20 protein-coding genes and 1 pseudogene are annotated in these 24,517 nt (G+C 66.3%); 12 read left to right on the top strand and 9 right to left on the bottom strand.

The window, feature by feature from the left end:
- Positions 1-76 precede the first annotated feature (76 nt).
- Entirely contained in the window at positions 77-1,279 is a 1,203-nt protein-coding gene (locus BMY25_RS04980) for a glycosyltransferase (protein ID WP_092495505.1), read from the top strand.
- Position 1,280: 1 nt separating this feature from the next.
- Here the strand turns inward: BMY25_RS04980 and BMY25_RS04975 are convergent, their stop codons facing one another.
- Both BMY25_RS04975 and BMY25_RS04970 read right to left on the bottom strand, forming a co-directional pair.
- Positions 1,281-2,570 (bottom strand): glycosyltransferase family 4 protein, encoded by a 1,290-nt coding sequence (locus BMY25_RS04975; protein WP_092495504.1) that lies wholly within the window; start codon positions 2,568-2,570, stop codon positions 1,281-1,283.
- A gap of 106 nt (positions 2,571-2,676) precedes the next feature.
- Positions 2,677-4,602: a flagellar biosynthetic protein FliO gene (locus BMY25_RS04970; RefSeq protein ID WP_092495503.1), complete on the bottom strand. Its 1,926-nt coding sequence runs from the start codon at positions 4,600-4,602 to the stop codon at positions 2,677-2,679.
- Positions 4,603-4,791: 189 nt separating this feature from the next.
- Between BMY25_RS04970 and cckA the strand changes: the two genes are divergently transcribed.
- The 3 genes from cckA to alaS all read left to right on the top strand — a co-directional run bounded on the left by cckA (position 4,792) and on the right by alaS (position 11,454).
- Entirely contained in the window at positions 4,792-7,377 is a 2,586-nt protein-coding gene (cckA, locus tag BMY25_RS04965) for a cell cycle histidine kinase CckA (RefSeq protein ID WP_092495502.1), read from the top strand.
- A gap of 116 nt (positions 7,378-7,493) precedes the next feature.
- Complete coding sequence (gene recA / locus BMY25_RS04960) at positions 7,494-8,582, top strand: recombinase RecA (RefSeq protein WP_092495501.1); 1,089 nt, start codon at positions 7,494-7,496, stop codon at positions 8,580-8,582.
- 190 nt (positions 8,583-8,772) lie between these two features.
- Positions 8,773-11,454, top strand: coding sequence for an alanine--tRNA ligase (gene alaS / locus BMY25_RS04955; protein ID WP_092495500.1), 2,682 nt, complete (start codon positions 8,773-8,775; stop codon positions 11,452-11,454).
- Positions 11,455-11,915: 461 nt separating this feature from the next.
- Here the strand turns inward: alaS and BMY25_RS04950 are convergent, their stop codons facing one another.
- The gene (locus tag BMY25_RS04950; protein WP_092495499.1) at positions 11,916-13,127 is read right to left on the bottom strand and encodes an NADP-dependent isocitrate dehydrogenase; all 1,212 of its coding nucleotides are present in this window, start codon (positions 13,125-13,127) and stop codon (positions 11,916-11,918) included.
- Between the two features lie 169 nt (positions 13,128-13,296).
- Here BMY25_RS04950 and BMY25_RS04945 point away from each other — a divergent pair, with 169 nt between their 5' ends.
- The 6 genes from BMY25_RS04945 to ttcA all read left to right on the top strand — a co-directional run bounded on the left by BMY25_RS04945 (position 13,297) and on the right by ttcA (position 19,065).
- A complete protein-coding gene (locus BMY25_RS04945; RefSeq protein ID WP_092495498.1) occupies positions 13,297-14,112 on the top strand; it encodes an RNA methyltransferase in 816 nt (271 codons plus the stop codon).
- Positions 14,105-14,905 (top strand): glutamate racemase, encoded by an 801-nt coding sequence (gene murI / locus BMY25_RS04940; protein WP_092495497.1) that lies wholly within the window; start codon positions 14,105-14,107, stop codon positions 14,903-14,905. Before BMY25_RS04945 ends, murI begins: the two co-directional genes overlap by 8 nt.
- Positions 14,906-15,049: 144 nt before the next feature.
- Positions 15,050-16,627 carry a histidine kinase dimerization/phosphoacceptor domain -containing protein gene (locus BMY25_RS21045; RefSeq protein WP_092495496.1) on the top strand — a complete coding sequence of 526 codons (1,578 nt, stop codon included), beginning with the start codon at positions 15,050-15,052 and terminating at the stop codon, positions 16,625-16,627.
- A gap of 292 nt (positions 16,628-16,919) precedes the next feature.
- Positions 16,920-17,537, top strand: coding sequence for a 30S ribosomal protein S4 (rpsD, locus tag BMY25_RS04930; protein WP_092495495.1), 618 nt, complete (start codon positions 16,920-16,922; stop codon positions 17,535-17,537).
- A 155-nt stretch (positions 17,538-17,692) separates the two neighbouring features.
- Positions 17,693-18,004, top strand: a complete 312-nt coding sequence (locus BMY25_RS04925; RefSeq protein WP_092495494.1) for a hypothetical protein — start codon at positions 17,693-17,695, stop codon at positions 18,002-18,004.
- A 167-nt stretch (positions 18,005-18,171) separates the two neighbouring features.
- Positions 18,172-19,065, top strand: coding sequence for a tRNA 2-thiocytidine(32) synthetase TtcA (gene ttcA / locus BMY25_RS04920; RefSeq protein WP_092495493.1), 894 nt, complete (start codon positions 18,172-18,174; stop codon positions 19,063-19,065).
- Between the two features lie 29 nt (positions 19,066-19,094).
- Here the strand turns inward: ttcA and BMY25_RS04915 are convergent, their stop codons facing one another.
- The 3 genes from BMY25_RS04915 to BMY25_RS04905 all read right to left on the bottom strand — a co-directional run bounded on the left by BMY25_RS04915 (position 19,095) and on the right by BMY25_RS04905 (position 20,144).
- A complete protein-coding gene (locus tag BMY25_RS04915; protein ID WP_238858161.1) occupies positions 19,095-19,460 on the bottom strand; it encodes a rhodanese-like domain-containing protein in 366 nt (121 codons plus the stop codon).
- Between the two features lie 72 nt (positions 19,461-19,532).
- Complete coding sequence (grxD, locus tag BMY25_RS04910; protein ID WP_092495491.1) at positions 19,533-19,862, bottom strand: Grx4 family monothiol glutaredoxin; 330 nt, start codon at positions 19,860-19,862, stop codon at positions 19,533-19,535.
- A gap of 48 nt (positions 19,863-19,910) precedes the next feature.
- Complete coding sequence (locus tag BMY25_RS04905; RefSeq protein WP_092495490.1) at positions 19,911-20,144, bottom strand: BolA/IbaG family iron-sulfur metabolism protein; 234 nt, start codon at positions 20,142-20,144, stop codon at positions 19,911-19,913.
- Positions 20,145-20,319: 175 nt separating this feature from the next.
- Here BMY25_RS04905 and map point away from each other — a divergent pair, with 175 nt between their 5' ends.
- Both map and radC read left to right on the top strand, forming a co-directional pair.
- Entirely contained in the window at positions 20,320-21,108 is a 789-nt protein-coding gene (map, locus tag BMY25_RS04900) for a type I methionyl aminopeptidase (protein ID WP_092495489.1), read from the top strand.
- A 72-nt stretch (positions 21,109-21,180) separates the two neighbouring features.
- Positions 21,181-21,858 (top strand): annotated as a pseudogene (gene radC / locus BMY25_RS04895) (RadC family protein); the annotation flags it as partial.
- Here radC and BMY25_RS04890 read toward each other — a convergent pair.
- From BMY25_RS04890 to BMY25_RS04880, 3 genes are read right to left on the bottom strand one after another with little or no spacing between them, the layout of a single operon-like run.
- A complete protein-coding gene (locus tag BMY25_RS04890; RefSeq protein WP_092495487.1) occupies positions 21,855-23,480 on the bottom strand; it encodes an NTP transferase domain-containing protein in 1,626 nt (541 codons plus the stop codon). The pseudogene radC and the gene BMY25_RS04890 overlap by 4 nt on opposite strands.
- A complete protein-coding gene (locus tag BMY25_RS04885) occupies positions 23,477-24,187 on the bottom strand; it encodes an XdhC family protein (RefSeq protein ID WP_092495486.1) in 711 nt (236 codons plus the stop codon). Before BMY25_RS04885 ends, BMY25_RS04890 begins: the two co-directional genes overlap by 4 nt.
- Positions 24,187-24,516, bottom strand: coding sequence for an XdhC family protein (locus BMY25_RS04880; protein WP_428976939.1), 330 nt, complete (start codon positions 24,514-24,516; stop codon positions 24,187-24,189). The genes BMY25_RS04885 and BMY25_RS04880 overlap by 1 nt, the downstream gene beginning before the upstream one ends.
- Position 24,517: the final 1 nt, after the last annotated feature.

Genomic DNA, 24,517 nt, shown 5'->3' with positions numbered 1-24,517 from the left:
GCGCCGGCTGAGGCCGGCGCCATTTTCATGTTGGTCCGGCGCTCGTCGCGACCTCGATTCCTGACGAGGGCAAGGGATGGCGACGGTACTCCTGGCATATGAGTTCGGTGCCGGGCTGGGGCACCTCAATCGGCTGAGCGCTGTGGCGGCAAGGCTGAGAGGCTCGCACCGGCTTGTCTTCGCGCTTCCCGACATGAGCCTTGCGGCGGGTCTTCGCCGCGACTTCGGCGACGACGCGGAAATCCGGGAAGGCGTCCACTGGCCGCCGCCAACCGATGCGAATGCGCGGAAGATACCGACCCACACCTTCGCCGACGTGATCCGGCTTTTCGGCTTCGACGACGTGGAGCGACTGGTCGGCAATGCGGAGCGCTGGCTGACCCTGCTGGCGGAGGTGAAGCCGGACCTCATCGTTGCGGATTTCGCGCCCACCCTGAGGCTGGCGAGCGGTGGCCGCATTCCCACGATTATCGTCGGCAACGGCTACACCGTGCCGCCGGGAAGCCAGCCGCTGCCGAGGCTGCGTCCCTGGGAGACGGTGATCCCGCCGTTGAGCCGGGCGCACGAAGGACGCCTTCTCGGGGGTGTCAACGAGGCGCGGGCCCGCTTGAAGGGCGCGGCCGTCGATCACTTCGCCGATCTCTTCCAAGGCGAGGAAACCTTTGTCTGCACGATCGCCGAGTTCGACCCCTATGGCGATCGCCGCCAGGCGCCCGTGCTCTGGCCCTTCAACATTCCCGCGGTGGAAAGCGGCGGCCCGCTTTCCGAGCGGCAGGGACCCGCGGCTTTCGCCTATTTCCAGCGTAACCATCCGGCGCTCGGCCAGGTAATGGCGTCGCTGAGCGCGCTTGGCCGGCGTTCGGAAATCTACGTGCAAGGCGCGGATCCCGTTGAGATGGCAAAGGGCGCCGGCCGCTCGGTCGGCATCCACCGTCGTCCCGCCGATTTCGGCAAGGTGCTGCCGTCATCGGGCGTGCTGATCCATCATGCGGGTCTGGGAACGGCCTCCGCTGGACTGATGGCCGGCATTCCGCAGATCGTGCTGCCGGTGAATCTGGAGCACACGCTGACCGCTCGCGGCCTCGCGCTTTTCGGGGTCGCAACCCACCTGCCACTGCCGCCCCAACTCGATGCGCCGAAGCTCACGTCCGCCTTCGCACGCGCTCTGGAAGACGGTCAGATGCAGGCGGCGGCGCTGGACGCGGCGGCAGAACTGCATCGGCGCCGCGACCCGGATCCGGTCGGCCGCGTCGTGCAGGCGGCTGGAGCCTTGCTCTAGTTCAGGCGGTAAGCCGCTCGGCTTGCGCGGCCGGCACCGTTGCCGACGTGCTTGCGACCTGGGGAGCCCGGTGGGCGGCCACGTCTCGGATAAGCTTGAGGTGGCCTGGGAGGCAGACGCGCTTCAGGTCGTATTGCTCCACGACGGTCGCGCGAGCGGCCCGCCGCATGTCGCGATAGTCCCCCGGATTTTCCAGCGCCTTCACCACGGTTTCGGCGATGTCGCCGGGCGAGAAGAAATCGACCAGGAGCCCGTTCCGGCCGGGATCGAGAACCTCGCGGACGGGCGGCGTATCCGAGCCGATCAGCAGGCAACCGGCGGCCATGGATTCCAGCATCGACCAGGATAGCACGAAGGGGTAGGTCAGGTAGACGTGCGCGGCCGAAACCTGCAGCAGGTTGAGGTAGGTGCCGTAGGGGATCTTGCCGACGAAGTGGACGCGGGAGAGATCGAGGCTGTCCTTCACCTCGTTCAGGAAGATCTGCTTCCAGCTCTGTCCTTCCGGCGCCTTCTTGCCGTAGCTCACCGCATCGCCGCCGACCAGCACCGCGCGTGCCTTGGGCCGGCGTTTCAGGATTTCCGGCAATGCGCGGATAAAGGAATGGTAGCCGCGATAGGGCTCCAGGTTCCGGTTGACGAAAGTGATGATCTCGTCGCCCGGCCGACACTCGCCGGCGCGACCAAGCTGGATGCGCGCATCAGGACTGGGCCGGACATGGTCGGTGTCCACGCCGTCATGCAGCACGGTTGTCCGCGCCTTGGCGAATTCCGGCAGTTGCTGCCACTGCCATTTCGTCGGGCTCACGCCCCAGTCCATCGCTTCCAGGTCGATCAGGAAACCGGCATTCTTGGCGCGCAGGCGCCAGGCGCCTTCGAGGCTCTGGTCGGCGAACTCCGGATCGAAATTATGATCCGCACCGATCGCCCGATAGTAGAATTCCAGATAGCTGAGGATCGGAACGTCGGGCCAGATATCGCGCAGGAACAGCAATTCGCCCCAGCCGGGATGACCGCAGATGATGTCGGGTTTGAAGCCCTTGGCCTTGAGATCCATCGCGGCGCGGGCGGCAGCCTCGCCCCGGATCAGCTTCGCTTCGTAATCCACGGCATAGGGGTGGATCTCTGTCGAGCTCGACCGGGCAGGCTTGTAGAGAACCTTGCGGACGGCCTGCGGCACCGGATGGTTGTTGATCGTCAGCGCGACCAGCTCGTGCCCGGGTTCCCGCGCCAGGGCCTCGACGATGTGCTTGTACTGGCCGGGGAAGTTCTGATGAACGAAGAGGATGCGCATGAAGTCCGCCTGAGGCTCTGCCCGGGAGGGCAACCCGTCACCCGACTCCGGGAACCGGTCCGGTTGCTCCGTAGCACAACCGGACCGGGCAGAATAGCGCGAGCGGCTAGCGCCGGGTTGTCTCGGTGCTGAGTTCGCCGAGAAGGCGTGCCATCTCTTCTTCCAGCGAATCGGCGGTGTCGCGCCTACTCGGGGCGGGACGTTCCACCTGCGGCTCGGCGCGCGCCGGAGCGGAAGCGGAGCGGCCAGCCACGGTCGGTGCGGGCGCTGAGCGCTCGCCGGCCGGCGAAGGAGCCATGGGACGCACGGCGGTGAGGTCGCCATTCTGCACGGGCGCAACGCGGGGTGCCTCGACAATCGGCGCGGTCGCCGAAGTCGCGTTCGATGCGCCCATCGCGGGAGCTTCGACGGAGGGAGCGCGGCGTTCGGCCGGACGAGAGACCTCGGGTGCGGCAACCTGCGGACGGGTCGCCTCGTTCGCGGAACGCTCGGCAATAGCGGCTTCCAGCCGCGCAGCCAGATCGTCCAGGGTCTTCATGCCGGCGGCCGGAGTGGGCTGCGGACGGTCTGCGCGCGGGGCGCTTTCCGGCCGGCCGGCCTCCACGTCAGGCGTCGCGGGGTGTTCCGGCTGAGACAGCGTCTCGGTCTCGGCTGCCTGAGTGGCGGGCTCGGGTTGCGCGGGAGCGGGCTCGGCCCGCTGGGCCGGGGCACCGCCACGCAACTGCTGCAGCAGGGACGTGCGAGCCGGGCCGGGAGAAGGAGCAGGGCGTTCCGGAGCCGAGGGAGCCTTCGGGGCGGGCTGGGGCTCAGGCTGGGTCGGGGCTTGGGCAACGGGCTCTTCTGCGGCCGGACCCTTATCGCGGGACGGGACGCCGGCATCGGGGGCCGAGGGGGCGCCGGCTTCTGCACTGGATTGATGCGCTCGCTGGAAGAAGCGGCTGCCCAGAGACCCGGAACGGCGAGGCTCATGCTCTTCCGGGGCAGAAGGCGTATCCGACGATGCAACGTTATGCGCGTCCTCCCCGAGAGGCGCGGCAACGACCGGCTGCGTTGATGGCGTCGCCGGCTGCGGACGGCGATCGGCTGCGAGAACCGTTTCCCCGGCGTTTTCGACGTTGGCGGGAGCGTCCACGACGGAAGGCTCGGTGACGGCCGGTTCAGGAGCGGCTTCGGGCGAAGCCGTCGGCGCGGTCGAACGACGCGCAAGCGCATCACGCACGCGGGAGGATGGAAGTGTCAGGGGTGACTGGCGCTCAGCCCTGGCCTCGCCGCCGTTGCGCTCCGGAGCCGAACCCGTTGCCCGTCCGGAACCGCCCAAAGCGTTCTCCGGTTGCGAGGCGGCTCGATCCGGCACTGGCGCGAGGGGAATGGAGCGCTCGGAGCGCGGAGCGGGAGCAGTGGGGGCTTCCGCACGAAGCTGGGAAACGCCGCGCTGGGACGTCGCGGAGGGAACCGGCACGACAGGCGCCACGGCGCTGCCGGCGATCGCGGAAAGGGCCGGCGGAGTGCCCCGGCGCATCGCCGGATCGTTCCGGCCGTTCTCGCCTTCGCTCGGGCGCCCCGGACGCGCGGCGGAGAAATCCGCATCGGCGCGCGCATCGGGCACGTCCCGCATCGGCGTTTCGCGCCCGGAAACCTCACGGCTGGAAACCTCACGGCCGGACATGTCGCGGGGGGGCGCCTCGCGCTCGGGCGCACGCTGCATCGGGCGGGGTGCATAGCCCCCGTTTTCACGCGGGACCGGCGCGCCGATGCGGCTTTCGATCACCACGTCGGAGGGGCCGCCGATCATGACGAGATGTTCCACCTCGTCGCGGCTGATCAGGATGAGGCGGCGCTTGGAATCGACGATCGCCGCCTCAAGCACTGCGATCCGCGGCCGCTTACCCCGAGGCTGTGCCGAGACGCCCCCGGTCAGACGCCGGGCGGCCATGACGATCAGCGCCAGGACCACCAGGGCGACGACAACCGCGATCACGGCCACGGCCGTGGATCCAAGCTGTCCCGAGAGAGCTTCCAAAAAACTGCGCATGCATACTCCTGACGCGCGTTGCTGCGGCCATTCCCGAAAGTTGCGGAGATGATAAACAAATCGTCAACTTTTTCAAAGCAAGAGCGGGAAACTCTTGTGAAGTTCGGCGGCGCGTCGGAAAAGCGCGAGCGGCGAGACCTGCGGCTCGTCGGGCGAATCGCTTAGCCTGGAGTGCCAGGAGTGACTGACATGCAGCTACGTGACGCCGGGCCGGGAAGACGGCCGACGGGACAATCCGGGAGCGGGAACACCGATCCGACGGACGGTGTCCGGCCGGATCGGGGATTTGCGCCCGTGATCGTGGTGGGCGTCGTCCTCGTTGCGGCCGTTGCTGGCTATGCCTTTCTGCCCGCGACCCTGGCCAGCGCGCTGGTGCTGGTCTGCCTCGGGCTCCTCGCGACCGTCGGGGTGGTGGCCCTGTTCGCGGCGGCGACCGGAATGGTCCATCTCCGGCAGTCCGGGGAGGCCACGCGCGACCACGCCGTTCAGGCTTTCGCGCTTTTCGAAGCCTTCTCCGATGGCGCCTTGCTGGCGAACTCTGCCGGGCATCCTCTCTGGGCGAATCCCGCTTATCGCCGCCTCGCGGGAGACAGAAGCGCGGGAGATGGGGGGGAGGATCAGGTCCATTCCATCGAGCGGCTGTTCTCCGACAATCCCGACGCCTCGGAGGCGATCTTCCGGCTTTCCACCGCGGCCGAGCAGGGCCGTCGCGCGTCGGAGGAAATCCGGATGCCGGGTGGCATCGGCGGTCGCGCCAGCGGCGCGCGCTGGTACCGCGTGCGGGTGAACCCGATCGCGGGAGACGGAGCCGTCGCCAATCTCGTCGGCTGGTTCGTGGCCGACATCACCCGAGAACGCGAGCACCAGGAAAACATCTTCCAGGAGCTGCAGAACGCGATCGACTATCTGGATCACGCGCCGGCCGGCTTCTTCTCGCTCGAGCCGGACGGCCGGGTGCGGTATCTCAATGCCACGCTGGCGGAATGGATCGGCATCGATCTCGCCGAGTTCGAGCCGGGCGAGACCCACATTCGCGATCTCGTCAGCGGCGAGAGCCTTTCCGTGCTCCAGGCCTATTCCAACAAAACCGAATCGACGTCCGAGCTGCTTGATGTGGATCTCGTGCGCATCGATGGCCGCCGCGTCCCCGTGCGTCTGATCCATCGCGTTCCCGTGGCGCCGGACGGCACGGTCGGCGCATCCCGCACGCTGGTGCTCGACATCCGCTCCGCCAGCGGCGAAGAAGCGGGCCGCATTGCCGAGATCCGCTTCGCGCGCTTCTTCAATAACACGCCGATGGCAATCGCCTCGGTCGACCGCGAAGGGCGGCTGGGCCTCACCAACGCCCGCTTCGTCATGCTGTTCGGCCGCTCCTCCAAGGGGCCGCATGCCCGCCCGGTCGACATCGTCCAGCCATCGGACCGCGGGGCGCTGGCTGCTGCCATCAATGCGGCGCTCGCCGGCCAGAGCGAAATCGAGGCCGTGGACGCAGCCTTCGCGGAAGCGCCGGACCGCAGCGCTCGCTTCTTCGTCAGCCCGATTCTGGAAAGCAATTCCGGCGAGGACGCCGCCGTCATCTACGCGATCGAGACGACGGAACAGCGCGCGCTGGAGGCGCAGTTCGCCCAGAGCCAGAAGATGCAGGCCGTCGGCCAGCTTGCCGGCGGCATCGCGCACGATTTCAACAATGTCCTGACCGCGATCATCGGCTTCTCCGACCTGCTGCTCACGAGCCATCGGCCGACCGATCCGTCCTTCCAGGACATCATGAACATCAAGCAGAACGCCAACCGGGCCGCCGGCCTGGTGCGGCAGCTGCTGGCGTTCTCGCGCCGCCAGACCTTGCGTCCGCGCGTCATCGAGCTCGGCGACGCGCTGTCGGACCTGTCCGTGCTGCTCGACCGGCTGTTGGGCGAGAAGATCCATCTCAATGTCGAGCATGGCCGCGATCTCTGGCCGATCAAGGCGGATCTCAACCAGCTGGAACAGGTGATCGTGAACCTCGCGGTGAATGGGCGCGACGCCATGCCGGAAGGTGGTGCGCTGACCATCCGCACGCGCAACGTGCCGCAGGCGGAGAGCGACCGCTTTCGGGAGCAGGGCTTCCGCCTCGGCGACTACGTGATGATCGAGGTGGTGGATAACGGCACGGGCATGCCGCAGGACGTGCTGGAGAAGATCTTCGAGCCGTTCTTCTCCACCAAGGAAGTGGGCAAGGGCACCGGACTCGGGCTTTCCACCGTCTACGGAATCGTCAAGCAGACCGGCGGCTATATCTACGTCGACAGCGAGGTCGGACGCGGCACGACGTTCCGCATCCTGCTGCCGCGCCACGTGCTGGAGCCGTCCGAGATCGTCGAGGAGGAGCCGAAGCCGGAGACGACGAGTTCCGCCGACCTCACGGGCAGTCAGCGTATCCTGCTGGTGGAAGACGAGGAGGCCGTGCGTGCCTTCGCCTCGCGCGCGCTTGCCGCTCGCGGCTACGAGGTGCATGCGGCGGCCTCCGGCCCCGAGGCGCTGGAACTCATAGCCAACACCGACGTGAAGCTCGACCTCGTCATCTCCGATGTGGTCATGCCGGAGATGGATGGCCCGACCCTGCTTCGCGAGATTCGCAAGACGCTTCCGGACGTGCAGTTCATCTTCATCTCCGGCTACGCAGAGGAGGCGTTCGCAAAGCACATGCCTGAAAATGAGGATTTCCACTTCCTCCCGAAGCCGTTCTCGCTGAAGGAACTGGCCACGGCCGTGAAGAAGACCCTGTCCGGTGGATAGGGTCTGCTGAAATTCGCGGGGAGGGGCTTGTCGCCGTTTACAGGCGAGAACAAATGAAGTACGAACGTTCCAACATTTCCTGAATAGTTTCAGTCGCAGGGGGCCTGGAGGGCAGCATGTCGAATTCGCTCAAGGTGGTCGATACAAGCAAGAACGGACCGGACAAGTCCAAGGCGCTGGATGCGGCGCTGAGCCAGATCGAGCGCGCCTTCGGCAAGGGCTCGATCATGAAGCTCGGTCGTGACGGCCAGGTGGTGGAGATCGCCACGATCCCGACCGGGTCGCTCGGGCTCGATATCGCTCTCGGTGTCGGCGGCCTGCCGCGCGGGCGAATCGTGGAGATCTACGGGCCGGAATCCTCCGGCAAGACCACGCTGGCGTTGCACACCATCGCCGAAGCGCAGAAGCGTGGCGGCGTCTGTGGCTTCATCGATGCGGAACACGCGCTCGACCCGGCCTATGCCCGCAAGCTCGGCGTCAATCTGGACGATCTCCTGATCTCGCAGCCCGATGCCGGCGAGCAGGCGCTTGAGATTACCGACACGCTTGTGCGGTCCGGCGCGATCGACGTGCTCGTGATCGACTCCGTGGCGGCTCTCACGCCGAAGGCCGAGCTCGAAGGCGAAATGGGCGAGTCGCTGCCCGGCCTGCAGGCCCGCCTGATGAGCCAGGCGCTCCGCAAGCTGACGGCGTCGATCTCCCGTTCCAACACGATGGTCATCTTCATCAATCAGCTGCGCATGAAGATCGGCGTCATGTATGGCAGCCCGGAAACGACGACGGGCGGCAACGCGCTGAAGTTCTATGCCTCGGTCCGCCTTGACATTCGCCGCATCGGCTCGATCAAGGACCGGGACGAGGTGACGGGCAACCAGACCCGCGTGAAGGTCGTGAAGAACAAGCTTGCTCCGCCCTTCAAGCAGATCGAGTTCGACATCATGTACGGAGAAGGCATCTCCAAGCTTGGCGAGCTGGTCGATCTCGGTGTCAAGGCGGGCATCGTGGAGAAGTCGGGCGCGTGGTTCTCCTGGAACAGCCAGCGGCTCGGGCAGGGACGCGAAAACGCCAAGCAGTTCCTTCGCGACAACCCGGACGTGGCGAACCAGATCGAGGCGGCGGTTCGCCAGAATGCCGGTCTGATCTCCAGCCAGATCCTGGGTGGTGAGGAAAGCTCCAAAGACGACGACGAGGCGATGGAAGCCTGATCCGTCTTCCTTCGGGAAAGCTCGACGAAGCGGTCCGGCCTGTCCATCCAGCAGGTATGGAGGGTCTTCGGAGCCATCGAGAAGCAGAACGGCCGGCCTTCGGGCCGGCCGTTTGCTGGACAGCGGTAGAACGGCAGTCTAAATCCCGCACAAGCGGCCGTCCGGCCGTCCTTCAAGCTCGAGTTTACCGATGGCCAGCGTCAACGACATCCGCGCCCAGTTTCTGAAATATTTTGCCGATCAGGGCCACGAGCCGGTGGCGTCCAGCCCGCTGGTGCCGCGCAACGACCCGACGCTGATGTTCACCAATGCCGGCATGGTCCAGTTCAAGGACTACTTCACCGGCAAGTCGGCATCTCCCTGGCCGCGTGCCGCGACGGCCCAGAAATGCGTTCGCGCCGGCGGCAAGCACAACGATCTCGACAATGTCGGCTACACCGCCCGGCATCACACCTTCTTCGAGATGCTCGGCAACTTCTCGTTCGGCGACTACTTCAAGGAACGGGCGATCGAGCTTGCGTGGAACCTGATCACCCGCGAGTTCGCCCTGCCGAAGGACAAGCTGCTGGTCACCGTCTATGCCGATGACGATGAGGCATTCGGCCTCTGGCGCAAGATCGCGGGCCTGCCGGAAAGCAAGATCATCCGCATCGCGACCAGCGACAATTTCTGGCAGATGGGCGACACCGGGCCCTGCGGTCCGTGCTCGGAGATCTTCTACGACCACGGCGACCACATCCCCGGTGGCCCGCCCGGCTCGCCGGATGAGGACGGCGACCGCTTCATCGAGATCTGGAATCTCGTGTTCATGCAGTTCGAGCAACGTGCGCCGGGCGACCGCGTCCCGCTGCCGCGTCCGTCGATCGACACCGGCATGGGCCTCGAGCGCGTCGCCGCCGTGCTGCAGGGCGTTCACGACAATTACGATATCGACCTCTTCAGGACGCTGATCGCGGCCGTCGAGGAGACTGTCGGCCGCTCGCACAACGCCCAGACGGCCGCGAGCCCCCGCGTCATCGCCGACCATCTTCGCGCATCCAGCTTCCTGATCGCCGATGGCGTCCTGCCTTCCAACGAGGGCCGCGGCTACGTGCTTCGCCGGATCATGCGGCGCGCCATGCGCCACGCGCATCTTCTCGGCGCGCAGGAGCCCAGCATCTACAAGCTCGTGCCGACGCTGGTGCGCGAGATGGGGCAGGCCTATCCGGAGCTTCGCCGCGCCGAGGCGCTGATCTCAGAAACGATGAAGCTGGAGGAGGGGCGCTTCATTCGCACTCTGTCCCGCGGTTTGTCGCTTCTGGAAGACGCGACCGGCACGCTCGGTGACGGTGCGATCCTCGACGGCGAGACGGCGTTCAAGCTCTACGACACCTATGGCTTCCCGCTGGACCTGACGCAGGACGCGCTGAAGTCGCGCGGCATCGGTGTCGATCTCGCCGGCTTCTCGGACGCCATGGAGCGTCAACGCGCCGAAGCCCGCGCCAGTTGGGCAGGCTCGGGCGAATCCGCGACCGAAACGGTGTGGCTGACCTTGCGCGACCGCCTCCCGGCGACCGAGTTCCTGGGCTACGATACGGAAACCGCCGAGGGCGTCGTGCAGGCGCTGGTGGTGAACGGCGCCGAGGTCGAGATGCTGAAGGGCGGCGACGAAGGTGCGATGGTCGTGAACCAGACGCCGTTCTACGGCGAATCCGGCGGTCAGGTCGGCGACACCGGCATCATCGAGACGGAGAATGGCAGCCGCTTCCGCGTGACGGATACGCTTAAGAAGGGCAATGGCCTCTTCGTTCATTATGGCGTCGTCGAGGCCGGCAGCTTCCAGCGGGACGTGTCGGTCAGCCTTCTCGTGAACGGAAGCCGGCGCGCGGCGATCCGCGCCAACCATTCCGCGACGCACCTGCTGCACGAAGCGCTTCGCGAGAAGCTCGGCACGCATGTCGCGCAGAAGGGCTCCAGTGTCGCGCCGGAACGTCTGCGCTTCGACTTCTCGCATCCCAAGCCCATCTCGGACGAGGAGCTTGTCGAGGTCGAGGAGATCGCGAATGCCATCGTGCTGCAGGACTCGCCGGTCGACACGCGGCTGATGGACCGGGAAGCGGCGATGTCCTCGGGTGCCATGGCGCTTTTCGGCGAAAAGTACGGAGACGAGGTCCGCGTGGTCTCCATGGGTAAGGCACTGCAGGGCGAGAAGTCCGGCAAGACCTATTCGGTCGAGCTCTGCGGCGGGACGCATGTGGGGCGGACTGGTGAGATCGGTCTGGTGGCCGTCGTGTCCGAAGGCGCTGTTGCCGCCGGCGTGCGCCGCATCGAGGCGCTGACCGGCAATGCCGCCCGGCATTATCTGGCCGAGCAGGACCGGCGCGTTCGCGAGATGGCAGCAAAGCTGAAGGTGCGGCCCGAGGAGGCGTTGGCTCGTCTGGATACGGTTCTGGAGGAGCGCAAAAAGCTCGAGCGCGAACTGGCGGATGTGCGCCGCAAGCTCGCCATGGGCGGCAGCGGTGCCGCGGCCCCCGCCATCCAGGCGGTGGGCGGCGTCAATTTCCTGGCGCGTGCCGTTGAAGGTGTCGCGCCGAAGGATCTGCGCGGGCTCGTCGACCAGGGCAAGCAGCAGGTCGGCTCCGGCGTTATCGCCATCATCGGAGTCAACGAGGGCAAGGCCGGGCTCGTCATCGGCGTGACCGACGATCTCGTCGGGCGGTTCAGCGCCGTGGATCTCGTTCGCGTCGGCGCCGAGGCGCTCGGCGGCACGGGCGGCGGCGGCAAGCCGAACCTTGCTCAGGCCGGCGGCCCGGATGGCGACAAGGCGGAAGACGCGCTGAAGGCCATTGCGGCGAAGCTGGAACAGCTCGCGGCCTCAGCCGGAACGGGATGAAAACGGGCTGGATCCGGCTCGTTTCCGACCCAGTCCGTGCTTCGGTCAAAACGCCGGACCATCGTTCCCATCGAAACGGATAAGGAAAGCCCGGTCGAATGATCGGGCTTTTTCGTTTATGGCGAGGGGGGCGATCTGCCCCCGGCCTGCAGAGGCTGGTCACCATGTCGAGAGAGCCGGGGTAGAGAACCCCCTCTGGATCGCGTCGCAGTTGGGCGGGGTTTTCGGCCGTGTGATCCCGCTCGATCGTGAGCGCGCCAATCCTCCAGCCTGCATACGGAGCGCGCGGGTCCGGTATCGTCGTCGGGCTTGCCGCCATGGGCGGGGCGTGCGCCGGAGTGGAGACGAAGCGGTGGGATATATGGAAGCCCGTGATCGCGCCGGACCGGCCTTTGATACCATCGCGCAAAGAAAAGCCCGGCCGAATGGCCGGGCTTCGTGTTTTCAGCGGAGAAGGCCGATCAGGCCATGGCCGCCTGAAGGTTCTGGTCGACCTTGTCGAGGAAGCCGGAGGTGGAGAGCCACTTCTGGTTCGGTCCGACGAGAAGGGCGAGGTCCTTTGTCATGTGACCCTGCTCGATCGTGTCGACCGTGATCTTCTCCAGCGTGGCCGCGAAGCGGGCGAGTTCCGCGTTCTCGTCAAGCTTGGCGCGATGGGCGAGGCCGCGCGTCCAGGCGAAGATCGAGGCCGTGGAGTTGGTCGAGGTTTCCTTGCCCTGCTGGTGCAGGCGGTAGTGACGGGTCACGGTGCCGTGGGCGGCTTCCGCTTCCACGGTCTTGCCGTCCGGCGTCATCAGCACGGAAGTCATCAGGCCGAGCGAGCCGAAGCCCTGCGCGACCGTGTCGGACTGCACGTCGCCGTCATAGTTCTTGCACGCCCAGACATAGCCGCCGGACCACTTCAGGGCGGAGGCCACCATGTCGTCGATCAGGCGGTGTTCGTAGGTGATGTTCTTGGCTTCGAACTGAGAGCGGAACTCGGCCTCGAAGACTTCCTGGAACAGGTCCTTGAAGCGACCGTCATAGGCCTTCAGGATCGTGTTCTTGGTGGAGAGATAGACCGGGTAGCCACGGTTCAGGCCGTAGTTCATCGAGGCGCGGGCGAATTCGCGGATCGACTCGTCGAGGTTGTACATCGCCATGGTGACGCCGCCACCGGGGAAATCGAAGACTTCGTGCTCGATTTCCTTGCCGTCCTCGCCGACGAACTTGATCGTCAGCTTGCCCTTGCCGGGCACCACGAAATCGGTGGCGCGGTACTGATCGCCGAAAGCATGACGGCCGATGATGATCGGCTGCGTCCAGCCCGGCACCAGGCGCGGTACGTTCTGGCAGATGATCGGCTCGCGGAAGATGACGCCGCCCAGGATGTTGCGGATCGTGCCGTTCGGCGACTTCCACATCTTCTTGAGGTTGAATTCCTTCACCCGGGCCTCGTCCGGGGTGATGGTGGCGCACTTGACGCCGACGCCGTACTTCTTGATCGCCTCGGCGGAGTCCACCGTGACCTTGTCGTCGGTGGCGTCGCGGTTTTCGACGCTGAGATCGTAGTAATGGAGATCCACGTCGAGATAGGGGTGGATCAGCTTGTCCTTGATCTCCTGCCAGATAATCCGGGTCATCTCGTCGCCGTCCAGCTCGACGACCGGATTGGCCACCTTGATCTTCGCCATGGATGAATTCCTTGATTGAACAGAGGCCGGCATCGGAAGGACTGGCCGGCAATGCCGTCCCTATAGCAAGATCGCCCGGCATGGCCAATGCTTTGGCCGCGCCCGCGGGGCTCCCGATCTTGTGCACACTGTTCGGAACGTCGCAGAACTGCTACCTCGGCGGCGCTGCATGAAGGGTTGCATCTTGGACGTCGAAGACCTCCAGCTGTCCACGCAAGGGCCGGCTGTCATTCTTGTCGAACCGCAGATGGGCGAAAACATTGGTGCCGCCGCGCGCGCCATGGCGAATTTCGGCCTGTCCGATCTCCGTCTGGTCGCGCCGCGCGATGGCTGGCCGAACGAGCGCGCGATCGCCGCCGCCAGCCGGGCGGACCACGTGATCGCGGCCGCGAAGGTCTTCGATACGCTGCCGGAGGCGATAGCCGACCTGAACCTGGTGCAGGCGACGACGGCGCGCACCCGCGACGTGAAGAAGGTGGTGCGCGGCCCGCGCGAAGCCGTACAGCTCCTGCGCCAGCGGGTGAACGCCGAGGGCGTGCCGGGCGCGGGCACCGGCATCCTGTTCGGCCGCGAGCGCTGGGGGCTCACCAACGAGGAGGTGGCGCTCGCCGACGAGATCGTGACTTTTCCGGTCAATCCGGCCTTCGCGTCGCTGAACATCGCGCAGGCCGTGCTGCTCATGTCCTACGAGTGGATGAATTCGGGGCTGGCGGAAGGCGAATTGCCGACGCGCGTCGCGGTGCAGCCGCTGGACACAGAGCCGGCGGCCAAGGAAAACATTCTCGGCCTCATGCAGCATCTGGAAACGGCCCTGGATCCCACGGGTTATTTCCGCACGGAGCAGAAGAAGCCGGCCATGGTGCAGAACCTGCGGGCGCTGATCCAGCGTGCCGGGTTCAGCGAGGCGGAAGTGAAGCTTCTGCGCGGTGTCGTGGCCGCCCTGGAGCTTCGCCATCAGCGGCCGCGAGGCTCTTCGAATGGCTGATACGCCGAAGCCGATCCTGATCTTCGATTCCGGCGTCGGCGGCCTTTCGGTGCTGCGGGCGATCCGCAACAAGCTGCCGGAGCAGGATCTGGTCTATGTCGCCGATGACGCGGCCTTTCCCTATGGCAACTGGGAGGAGGGCGCGCTCGTCCAGCATATCGTCGAGCTGATGGGCGGCCTGATCGCGCGGCACGACCCGCAGGTGTTGGTGATCGCCTGCAACACGGCTTCCACGATCGTCCTGCCACCCCTGCGGGAGCGTTTCGCCATCCCCTTCGTCGGCACAGTTCCCGCGATCAAGCCGGCGGCGGAGCAGACGCAGAGCGGCGTCGTCGCCGTGCTCGGCACGCCCGGTGCCATGAAACGGGACTATACGCGCCAGCTCATTTCCGATTTTGCCCAGTCCTGCCACGTTCGACTGGTCGGCTCGCCCGATCTCGCGGCGCTCGCGGAAGCGCATCTGCGCGGCGAGGCCGTCGATCGGGATCTCCTGCGGAGCCAGATCGAGCCCTGCTTCTTCGAGATGGAGGGACGGCGCAGCGACATCGTCGTGCTCGCCTGCACGCATTATCCTTTCCTCGTGGACCTGATGACCGAGATCGCGCCCTGGCCTGTCGGCTGGCTGGATCCCGCGCCTGCCATCGCGCGGCGGGTCGGTTCGCTGGTGCCGCCGATCCTCGGCCGTAGCACCGCTCCTGACGGGAAGGCCTTCTTCACGGCGCACCGGCCCGTCTCCGCACCCTTGATGCATGTGCTGGAGGGATATGGTCTGCACCTGATGGAAGCGGCCTGAATTTCCGTCCGAGACAGCGGCCCCGATCCGGAAGCGTCCAGGTGCAGCATGCCGCAGGCGGCGGTTGCCTCGCCGTGCGCAAGAAAGCTGGCGTTCCTTGCCCGGTTTTGAGACAAGGGAGCGCTATCTACCCGGAAGACCCCCGTGATCAGGCCTACCCAGATTCAGAGAAGTACGGCGCTGCAGGTCGACGGCACCGCCGAAGAGCTGAAGCGGCGTCTGCGACAGCAGCAGATCCTTGCCGAATTCGGCCTGTTCGCGTTTCGCTGCGACGATATCGGCGCCCTGCTGCAGGCAGCCTCCGCCAGTTGCGCGGAAGCCATGCAGACGCCGTTCTGCAAGGTTCTGGAATACATGCCGGGGGAGAATCGTTTCCTCGTCAAGGCGGGGGTGGGCTGGCGGCCCGGCCTGGTCGGCTGCGCCACCGTCGGCGGCGACCTGGAATCGCCGGCGGGTTATGCCTTCCATACGGGTGAGCCGGTCATCTCCAACCATCTGGAGGGGGAGACCCGATTCCGCACGCCGCTGATGCTGGCCGAGCACGGCATCAAGCGCGCGATGAACGTGCTTATCGCGGGCGAACATCAGCCTTACGGCGTGCTGGAAACGGATTCCGGCGACAGCGGCAAGTTCGACGAGCCGGATATCTATTTCCTGCAGAGCATGGCCAATCTGCTGGGCGTGGCGATCGAGGAAAAGCGCGTCCACGCGAAGCTGGCGGAAAACGAGCGCCAGTTCAGGCTGCTCGCCGGCTCCATTCCCCAACTCGTCTGGATGGCGGACGCGGCCGGCTCGCTCTTCTGGTTCAATCAGCGCTGGTACGATTTCACCGGCAGCGATTCCGACGCCATGAAGGAAGGCGGCTGGATGGAGCTCCTGCATCCGGAGCATCGGGACCGGGTGACGGCCCGGCTGCAAAAGTCGTGGGACACGGGCGAGCCCTGGGAAGACACGTTCCCCTTGCGCGGAGCGAATGGCGTCTATCGCTGGTTCCTGTCGCGCGCCATGCCGTTCAAGGACGGCGACGGTCGCGTGGTTCGCTGGTTCGGCACCAACACCGACATCACGGAGCAGCGCGAGGCGGAAGAGCGGCAGAAGATGCTGAGCCAGGAGGTCAGTCACCGCGTCAAGAACAGCCTGGCGATGGTGGCGAGCCTGCTCGGGCTGCAAAGCCGCGTGGTGGCCAACGAAGAGGTTCGCCGCGCGATCGCGGATGCGCAGACGCGCGTACAGACCATCGCGCAGGTGCATGACCAGCTTTGGCGCCGCTACGATGCCAACAACATCGATCTTGCCGGCTTCCTGCAGGGCCTCTGCGTCAAGCTGCAGGAAACCTCGCTGGAACACCGGATCCAGTTCGAGGGCGAGCCTGTATCCATCCGCACCGACCGGGTGATTCCGATCGGCATTCTCGTCAACGAACTCGTCACAAACGCCTTCAAGTACGCTTATCCCGAAGGGGGCGGCGGGCAGGTGCGCGTGTCGCTTGCGACGGAAGAGGATGGCTCGATCGTCATGTCCGTCTCCGATCGCGGCGTGGGACTGCCGCACGGCTTCGATCTCTCGCGCTCCACCTCCAGCCTCGGTACGCGGCTGATCTCGGCGATGGTGCGGCAGCTGTCCGGCACCATCCAGACCTCCCGCCTGCAGCCGGGTGCGTGCTTCGAGGTGCGTATTCCGAGCGACGAGGCAGTGGAGGGCGGCTGGCATCCCGCCGCCTGAGTGGGACGCCCCATCCGAGATCCGAAAGGCCCGGCCGCGCCGGGCCTTTTCTATTTCGCCTTCAGGATAGGGGTCGTTTGCGTGCGTCCGAGGTTTGACATCCGGACGCGAAGGCATTAGGTCACAGGCACGGCGCGGCGGAAACCCGCATGCGCCTGCGCACCCGTGGGGTGTTTCCGGACATTCATGATCGGAACTTTCGGCAGCTCTGCCGGAACCCCTGTCGTCTCGTGCTTCGTCAGCGCGGGCAGAGGAGGGCGCGTTTCGACGATCGAAACGGTAAGGACAACACATGAGCAAGCGCCAATCGGCGAAGTACAAGATTGACCGGCGCCTCGGCCAGAACATCTGGGGCCGTCCCAAGAGCCCGGTCAACAAGCGCGAATACGGCCCCGGCCAGCACGGTCAGCGCCGTAAGTCCAAGGTTTCCGACTTCGGCACGCAGCTGCGCGCCAAGCAGAAGCTGAAGGGCTACTACGCCAATATTTCCGAAAAGCAGTTCCGTCGCGTCTACGACGAAGCTTCGCGCATGAAGGGCTCCACCTCGGAGAACCTGATCGGCCTGCTTGAGGCTCGCCTCGACGCCATCGTCTATCGCGCCAAGTTCGTGCCGACCCCGTTCGCCGCGCGCCAGTTCATCAACCACGGCCATATCCGCGTGAATGGCACGAGGGTGAACATCTCCAGCTACCGCTGCAAGGTGGGCGACGTGGTCGAGGTGCGCGAGCGTTCGCGCCAGCTCGCGATCGTGCTGGAAGCGGTCGATCTCGCCGAACGTGACGTGCCGGAATACATCGAAGCGGATCACACCAAGATGACGGCCCGCTTCGCTCGCCAGCCGGCTTTCGCCGATGTGCCGTATCCGGTGCAGATGGAACCGAACCTGGTCATCGAGTTCTACTCGCGCTGATCCGATCCTCGTGATCCGAAAAGGCCGCCTTCGGGCGGCTTTTTTGTTGCGCGTTTGCCACGGGCCCGCAGCTTCCGCCCATGGCTTTCGCAAGCAGCCGGAACGCCGGCCCGCGATGCTTCGTTGATGCCCCGACTTCTGAGGAGGGAGTTTCAATGAAGACCATCACGATTCGCACCGCGGCTTCCATCGCGGCCATTGCAGCTTCCCTGGCCACCGGTGCCGTCCTGCCGACGCTGGCTTCGGCGCAGACCACGATTATCCAGCAGACCGATCCGGCCCCGGTGATAGCCGTGCCGGCGCCGTCTCCCACCGTCGTGACCACCGTTCCGGTGGCGCCGCCCGCCGTGGTCGTGACGCCTGCACCCCCGCCGCCCGTGGTCAACTGCGACAGCCGCCAGCAGACCACCACGAGCGACGGTGTGAGCACCACGACCACGACGACGCACACCGATTCCTGCGACTGAACGGAGAAGGCGGGGGCTGCTTCGGCTGCCCCTGCCGCCACTTGCCGCCGCCTGCCGCCGCCTGCCGCCGCCTGCCGCCTGCCGCCTTGGCGGAACGCGAAGACCCGCATTGTAATCGCGGCGCAACCGGGACATTAGAGGCGAACGAAATCCCGGTTGGCAGCACCATGGAACTGATCCTCCGCCACAAGGCCGAAGAGGCGTCCGACGAGCATGAGCCGCTGGACGAGGGCGCTTGCCACCCCTTGTTCCTGGACGCGCCGGACAGCGTCAATTTCCGCAAGCTGCGCAAGCGCCTGCTACGCGAGGCGCGCGAGACCATGTCGGTCTATGGCATGGTGAAGCCCGGCGCCAAGTGGCTGGTCTGCCTTTCCGGCGGCAAGGATTCCTACACGCTCCTGGCGCTGCTGCTCGATCTGAAATGGCGCGGGCTGCTGCCGGTCGAACTGCTGGCCTGCAATCTCGACCAGGCGCAGCCGGGGTTTCCCGAGCACATCCTGCCGGAGTTCCTGACCCGCTACGACATCCCGTACCGGATCGAGCGGCGCGACACCTATTCTATCGTCAAGGAGAAGACGCCGGCGGGCAGCACCTATTGCTCGCTCTGCTCGCGGCTGCGCCGGGGCATTCTCTATCGCATCGCGCGGGAGGAGGGCTGCGACGCCGTCGTGCTCGGGCATCATCGCGAGGACGTGCTGGAAACCTTCATGATGAACCTCATGAACGGTGGCCGGCTGGCCTCCATGCCGCCGAAGCTGCTGAACGAGGAGGGCGACCTGCTGGTGCTGCGCCCGCTCGCGGGCTCGGCCGAGGCGGACATCGCGAAGTTCGCGGACGCCATGGCCTTTCCGATCATCCCCTGCAATCTCTGCGGCTCGCAGGACGGCATGGAGCGGGTGCGGATCAAGAACCTGCTGGAAACCTGGGACAAGGAGCGGCCGGGCGTGAAGCGCAGCATGCTCCGCGCGCTTTCCAACACGCGCCCCTCGCATCTGCTGGATCCCGGTATCCACGATTTCGCGGGGCTCTGGCCGCAGGCGGCGATGGCTGAAGAGGTCTAGCAGAGGACCCCGAATGCGGCCCCGCTCGGCTATTCGCCGGCAGGCTCCACGGGAAGACCGGCCGCAGCCCAGTCCTTGAATCCGCCCATGTTGAAGACGTGGACGTATCCCATGTCCTTCAGCATCTCGCCCGCCCGCGCCGCGCGGCCGCCGGCGGCGCAGTAGAGAATCACGGGCTTGTCCGTGCTGAAATTCGGGTCGACCATGCTGTCTTCAGGATCGGCCTTGAACGCGAGGAGGCCGCTCGGAATGGCAAGCGCCCCTTCCGCCTTGCCGGTCTGCCGCAGTTCCTCCGGCTCGCGGATGTCGACGAGCACGGCGTTGCCCGCTTCCACCATTTCGCGCGCGCGTTCCGGCGTGATCCGCTCGACGGCGGCTGAAGGGCTGGCAGACATGCTGTTTCCGCTCTCGTTCATTACTGCTCGCTAAAGAAAAAGGGCGCGCCGGTGTGGCGCGCCCCTGTCGTCTTAGGCCGCCGCGGCAACGCCCTTTTCGGCCAGCATGCCCTGCAGCTCGCCAGCCTGGAACATCTCGCGGATAATGTCGCAGCCGCCGATGAACTCGCCCTTGACGTAGAGCTGCGGGATCGTCGGCCAGCTGGAATACTCCTTGATGCCGTCGCGCAGTTCCGGATCCGCCAGCACGTTGACGCCGCTATAGGGCACGTTGAGGTAATCGAGGATCTGCACGACCTGACCGGAGAAGCCGCACTGCGGAAAGTCCGGCGTGCCCTTCATGAACAGGACCACGTCGTTGGACTTGACCTGGCTGTCGATCCACTCGTTCATTGCGCTCATCGTTTGACTCCTTGGCCGGCCATCCTCGTGGCGCGCGCCGCTCTGGTTTCATTCGGGCGCGCTGGTCTGCAGCGCCAATGCGTGCAGTGCGCCACCCATGTTCCCCTTGAGTGCGTCATACACCATCTTGTGCTGCTGCACGCGGGTCTTGCCGCGAAACGCTTCCGCCACGATGGTCGCCGCATAATGATCGCCGTCAGCCGCGAGTTCGCGAATCGAAACCTGCGCGTCCGGCAGGGCCTCCCTGATCAATTCCTCGATCTCACGGGCCTGCATGGGCATTCGTCGTTCTCCCGCCGATGTCCGGCTCTGGTGCAAATGTGGGTGACCTCCCCGCCGCCGTCAATCGTGCCGGACGCCGAGGGAAGGGCGATTGCCGCTTAAAAGCGCGGCCGCGATGCGATACATAGAGGGTAATCGGCTCCGCCGAACCCTTTGAACAGATGAATTCGGACAGATGAAATCCATCATCCTCTACGACGACGAGGCTTTCGAGGGCATGCGCCGCGCCGGCCGCATCGCGGCCCTGTGTCTCGACGAACTCGTACCCATGATCAAGCCCGGCCTGACGACGCAGGAAATCGACGATTTCGTCTTCGAGTTCGGACTGAAGCACGACGCGCTGCCAGCCGACCTGAACTATCGCGGCTATCGCAAGACCGTCTGCACCTCCATCAACCACGTCGTCTGCCACGGCATTCCCAATGAGAAGCCGCTGAAGGAAGGCGACGTCGTCAACATCGACGTGACCTTCATCAGCGACGGCTGGCATGGCGATTCCAGCCGCATGTATCCGGTCGGGCCGATCAAGCGCTCCGCCGAGCGGCTGCTGGAAGTCACCTACGAATCGCTGATGCGCGGCATCGCGGCGGCCCGGCCCGGCAACCATTTCGGCGATATCGGCTACGCCATCCAGAGCTACGCGGAAAGCGAGCGCTGCTCGGTGGTGCGCGACTTCTGCGGCCACGGCATCGGCCGGGGCTTCCACGAGGCGCCGAACGTCCTGCATTACGGCCGGCCCGGCGAGGGGCACGTTCTGACGCCCGGCATGATCTTCACGATCGAGCCGATGATCAATATCGGGAAGCCTTATGTGAAGCTCCTCTCCGACGGCTGGACGGCGGTGACCCGCGACCGGTCGCTTTCTGCGCAGTACGAGCACATGATCGGCATCACCGAGACCGGCGCGGAAGTCTTCACCCTCTCGCCGGCCGACCTGATGCGCCCCGTTTCAATGGCGGCGTGAGGCGGCGGCGTGAGGCAGCCCGTGTCGGAAGGCGAGGACGCGCCGGATTCAACTCCCGCTTCGGCGCCGGTCGCGCCGGCCGCGCATTATCTCGGCCATCGCGAGCGGCTGAGGCAGCGCTTCCAGGCGGGCGGTTCCTCGGCGCTGGCCGACTACGAACTCCTGGAAATGGCGCTGTTCCGGGCGCTGCCGCGTCGCGACACCAAGCCGATCGCCAAGGCGCTGATGAAGCGCTTCGGCACGCTGAACAGCGTCATTTCCGCCCCGGCGCATCTCCTGAAGGAGATCCCCGGCGTGGGCGACGTGGTGGTCAGCGAATTCCGGCTCGTCAAGGCGTTCGCCGTCCGGCTCGGGCTGGAGGAGCTTCGCGAGCGCACGGTGCTCTCGTCGTGGTCGTCGCTGCTGACTTATTGCCGGACGGCAATGGCCTATGAGGAGCGCGAGCAGTTCCGCGTGCTCTTTCTCGACAAGAAGAACGCGCTGATAGCCGATGAGGTGCAGCAGACCGGGACGGTGGACCACACGCCCGTCTATCCGCGCGAAGTCATGCGGCGGGCGCTGGAACTGTCCGCCAGCGCCGTGATCCTCGTGCACAACCATCCCTCCGGCGACCCGACCCCCTCCGGGGCGGATATCCAGATGACCACGACCATCGCTTCCGTGGGCAAGCCGCTCGGCATCATCGTGCACGATCACATCATCATGGGACGCGACGGGCACTCGAGCTTCCGCGGCCTGGGGCTGCTTTAGGCCTGGCCCGCCGCTTCGGGCAGGGTGCCGCCGGCTGCGTGCAGCGCATCCGGCGTATCGACGTCGATGGCCGCCGCTTCGCCGACCTCTATGCGGACGATGCTCTCGCCGTGCTCGGCCAGGAGATGCCGGGCGCCGGTGTCCCCGGTGAGCCGTCGCAACTCGCCGAAGAAATGCGACGACCAGAGCACGGGGTTGCCGCGTTTCCCGTCCACGGTGGGCAGCACGATCGCCGGCCCGTCCGCCTCGCCGAAAGCGGCAAGCAGCCTGTCGATTAGTTCGGTCGTGACGCCCGGCATGTCGGCAAGGGTGACGAGCGCGCCGTCGCAATCCTCCGGCAGGGCCGCGATGCCGGTCCGCACCGAGGTCCCGAGCCCCTCGGCATAGTCCGGATTATGCGCGAACTGCACGTCCAGGCCGGCAAGCGTCGCACGGATCTCCGCCTCCATGTGGCCCGTCACCACGAATACCGGGTGGCCGGACGAGTGCCGCGCCGCCTCGGCGATGCGGCGGACCAGAGGCACGCCCTGGAAGGTCGCGAGCAGCTTGTTGGGGCCGCCCATCCGCCGGGCCTGCCCGGCCGCGAGAATGACGATGGCTGTCTTGCCGGAGGGAGCGTGTCCGCCCTCGCGCGGCTGCGGTCGCGACACGATATCCATCAACAGCCCTCCGACCCCCATGCCGGTCAGATCGTGAGACGTAACGGGAATACCGGCAAGCAGGCGATTGAGAACCCAGTCGAAACCGTTCTCGCGCGGGCTGCGGGCGCAACCGGGCGCGCCGAGCACGACAGCGCCGGCGAGGTCGCCGACCAGCAGCAGATTGCCGGGATCCACCGGCATGCCGAAATGCCGGACGCTGCCGCCCGCTCGCCCGATCGCATCGGGAATGACGTCGGCCTGGTCTGTGATGGCGGATGCGCCGAAGGCGATGAGAAGATCCGCGCCGTCTTCCCGCAGGCTCCGCAGCGCGGAGGCCAGCGCCGCCGGCTCGTGCGGCACGCGGATCTCGCGTGTCAGCGTCGCGCCGGCCGGCCGGAGCCGGTCCTCCAGCGCTCTCCGCGTCTTCTCCATGACGGTGGGCTTGAGGCCGGGCAGTATCGTCGCGGCCAGTCCGACGCGGAGAGGCTGGAACGGCGCCACCGCCAGCTTCACGCCGTCGTCCAGAGTGCCCCGCGCACTGACGAGGGCGGCTGCCGGTACGGCGAAGGGGATGATCTTCACGGTGGCGATCATGCGGCCGGCTTCGACCGCAGCGAACTCCGGCAGGGTCGCCACCGTGATGCCGGGATCGAGCCGGTTCAGCGCATCGATAGCGGCACGGTCGACCTGGAAGACGCCCGCGCGCTCGGCGAAGAGGTTGCAGCGGCCCGTTCCGGCGAGGTCGCGGCGCACGTTGGCCCCCACGAGCAGGTTCGCGATGGCGGCTGCCGCTTCGTCTTCGGAAATGTCGGTGGGGGCGAGGCGGGCGACGACGATCTCGGTATGGCCCTCTTCCGCGAGGCGGCGCAGGGCCTCGCGGCCCAGCCGGGTGCCTTTCCTCAGGACGCCGGAGGCGAGGCGGATCGAATGCGCGAGGATCGCGCCATCTGCCTGCGCGACGGAGATGAGGCCGAACTTCAAGCGGCGGTCTTCGCTTCGGCCGGTTCGGCGACGGTGCGTCCCCTCCGCAGCGTTTGAATCACCTGCGCCAGCACGGCAACCGCGATTTCGGCAGGAGACTGGGCCCCGATGTCGAGGCCGATCGGCGCATGGATGCGGGCGATCTGCTCCGGCGCCAAGCCCATCGCGCCCAGTCGCTCGACGCGTTTCGCGTGCGTCTTCCTGCTGCCCAGCGCGCCGACATAGAAGCAGCCAGCCTTCAGCGCCTCGGCAAGCGGCACGTCGTCGATCTTCGGATCGTGCGTCAGCGCCGCCAGTGCGGTGTAATCGTCGAGCGGGTGCTCTCGCAGCGCTTCCTCCGGCCAGTCCGCGATGAGCTCGACGCCCGGGAATCGCTCGGGCGTGGAGAAGGCGGTTCGCGGATCGATTATGCTGACGTCCAGCCCGGCGACGGCCGCGAGCGGCACCAGCGCCTGGCTGATATGAACCGCGCCGATCACCACCAGCCGGGGCGGAGGCACGGAAACGGTGAGAAAGGTGCGGCCATCCTCCAGAAGGCCGGAGCGGCCGGAGCGGAAGCGGCGCTGCAACTCGTCCGACAGAGGATCGCCGCTCGCATCGCGCTCGGGCACGAGACGCTGCTCGCCCGTCTGCGTGTCTGTGACGACCGCGGCGGCCCGGCGCGCCGCACGGGCGCGATTGAGTTCGTGCAGGAGATTTCGATCCATCAGGCGATCTTCTCGACAAAGACCCGGATGCGGCCGCCGCACGAAAGGCCCACTCGCCACGCCGTCTCGTCCGCCACGCCGAATTCGAGCATCCGGGGGGCGCCGGAACCGATCACGTCGAGAGCCTCGCCGACCACCGCGCCCTCGACGCAGCCGCCGGAAACGGATCCCTCGAAATTTCCTTCCGCATCCACCACCAGATGGCTGCCGACGGGACGGGGGGCCGAACCCCACGTTTCCACCACCGTGGCAAGCGCCACCTCGCGGCCCTCGCCAAGCCAGCGCTCGGCATATTCCAGCACATCGCCCGCCAAAACCGCGTCGTTCATC

It is taken from the genome of Faunimonas pinastri (assembly GCF_900110915.1).
In the GTDB taxonomy this organism is placed as follows: domain Bacteria; phylum Pseudomonadota; class Alphaproteobacteria; order Rhizobiales; family Afifellaceae; genus Faunimonas; species Faunimonas pinastri.
Note: the sequence above shows the minus strand (reverse complement) of the source record. Positions and strands in the feature narration are given on the sequence as shown.

What these genes read in the sequence shown, in the direction of transcription:
- BMY25_RS04980 (WP_092495505.1), top strand. Translation starts at nt 77, where the DNA reads ATGGCGACGGTACTCCTGGCATATGAGTTCGGTGCCGGGCTGGGGCAC.
- BMY25_RS04975 (WP_092495504.1), bottom strand. Translation starts at nt 2,570, where the DNA reads ATGCGCATCCTCTTCGTTCATCAGAACTTCCCCGGCCAGTACAAGCAC.
- BMY25_RS04970 (WP_092495503.1), bottom strand. Translation starts at nt 4,602, where the DNA reads ATGCGCAGTTTTTTGGAAGCTCTCTCGGGACAGCTTGGATCCACGGCC.
- cckA (WP_092495502.1), top strand. Translation starts at nt 4,792, where the DNA reads ATGCAGCTACGTGACGCCGGGCCGGGAAGACGGCCGACGGGACAATCC.
- recA (WP_092495501.1), top strand. Translation starts at nt 7,494, where the DNA reads ATGTCGAATTCGCTCAAGGTGGTCGATACAAGCAAGAACGGACCGGAC.
- alaS (WP_092495500.1), top strand. Translation starts at nt 8,773, where the DNA reads ATGGCCAGCGTCAACGACATCCGCGCCCAGTTTCTGAAATATTTTGCC.
- BMY25_RS04950 (WP_092495499.1), bottom strand. Translation starts at nt 13,127, where the DNA reads ATGGCGAAGATCAAGGTGGCCAATCCGGTCGTCGAGCTGGACGGCGAC.
- BMY25_RS04945 (WP_092495498.1), top strand. Translation starts at nt 13,297, where the DNA reads ATGAAGGGTTGCATCTTGGACGTCGAAGACCTCCAGCTGTCCACGCAA.
- murI (WP_092495497.1), top strand. Translation starts at nt 14,105, where the DNA reads ATGGCTGATACGCCGAAGCCGATCCTGATCTTCGATTCCGGCGTCGGC.
- rpsD (WP_092495495.1), top strand. Translation starts at nt 16,920, where the DNA reads ATGAGCAAGCGCCAATCGGCGAAGTACAAGATTGACCGGCGCCTCGGC.
- BMY25_RS04925 (WP_092495494.1), top strand. Translation starts at nt 17,693, where the DNA reads ATGAAGACCATCACGATTCGCACCGCGGCTTCCATCGCGGCCATTGCA.
- ttcA (WP_092495493.1), top strand. Translation starts at nt 18,172, where the DNA reads ATGGAACTGATCCTCCGCCACAAGGCCGAAGAGGCGTCCGACGAGCAT.
- BMY25_RS04915 (WP_238858161.1), bottom strand. Translation starts at nt 19,460, where the DNA reads ATGTCTGCCAGCCCTTCAGCCGCCGTCGAGCGGATCACGCCGGAACGC.
- grxD (WP_092495491.1), bottom strand. Translation starts at nt 19,862, where the DNA reads ATGAGCGCAATGAACGAGTGGATCGACAGCCAGGTCAAGTCCAACGAC.
- BMY25_RS04905 (WP_092495490.1), bottom strand. Translation starts at nt 20,144, where the DNA reads ATGCCCATGCAGGCCCGTGAGATCGAGGAATTGATCAGGGAGGCCCTG.
- map (WP_092495489.1), top strand. Translation starts at nt 20,320, where the DNA reads ATGAAATCCATCATCCTCTACGACGACGAGGCTTTCGAGGGCATGCGC.
- BMY25_RS04885 (WP_092495486.1), bottom strand. Translation starts at nt 24,187, where the DNA reads ATGGATCGAAATCTCCTGCACGAACTCAATCGCGCCCGTGCGGCGCGC.
- BMY25_RS04880 (WP_428976939.1), bottom strand. Translation starts at nt 24,516, where the DNA reads ATGAACGACGCGGTTTTGGCGGGCGATGTGCTGGAATATGCCGAGCGC.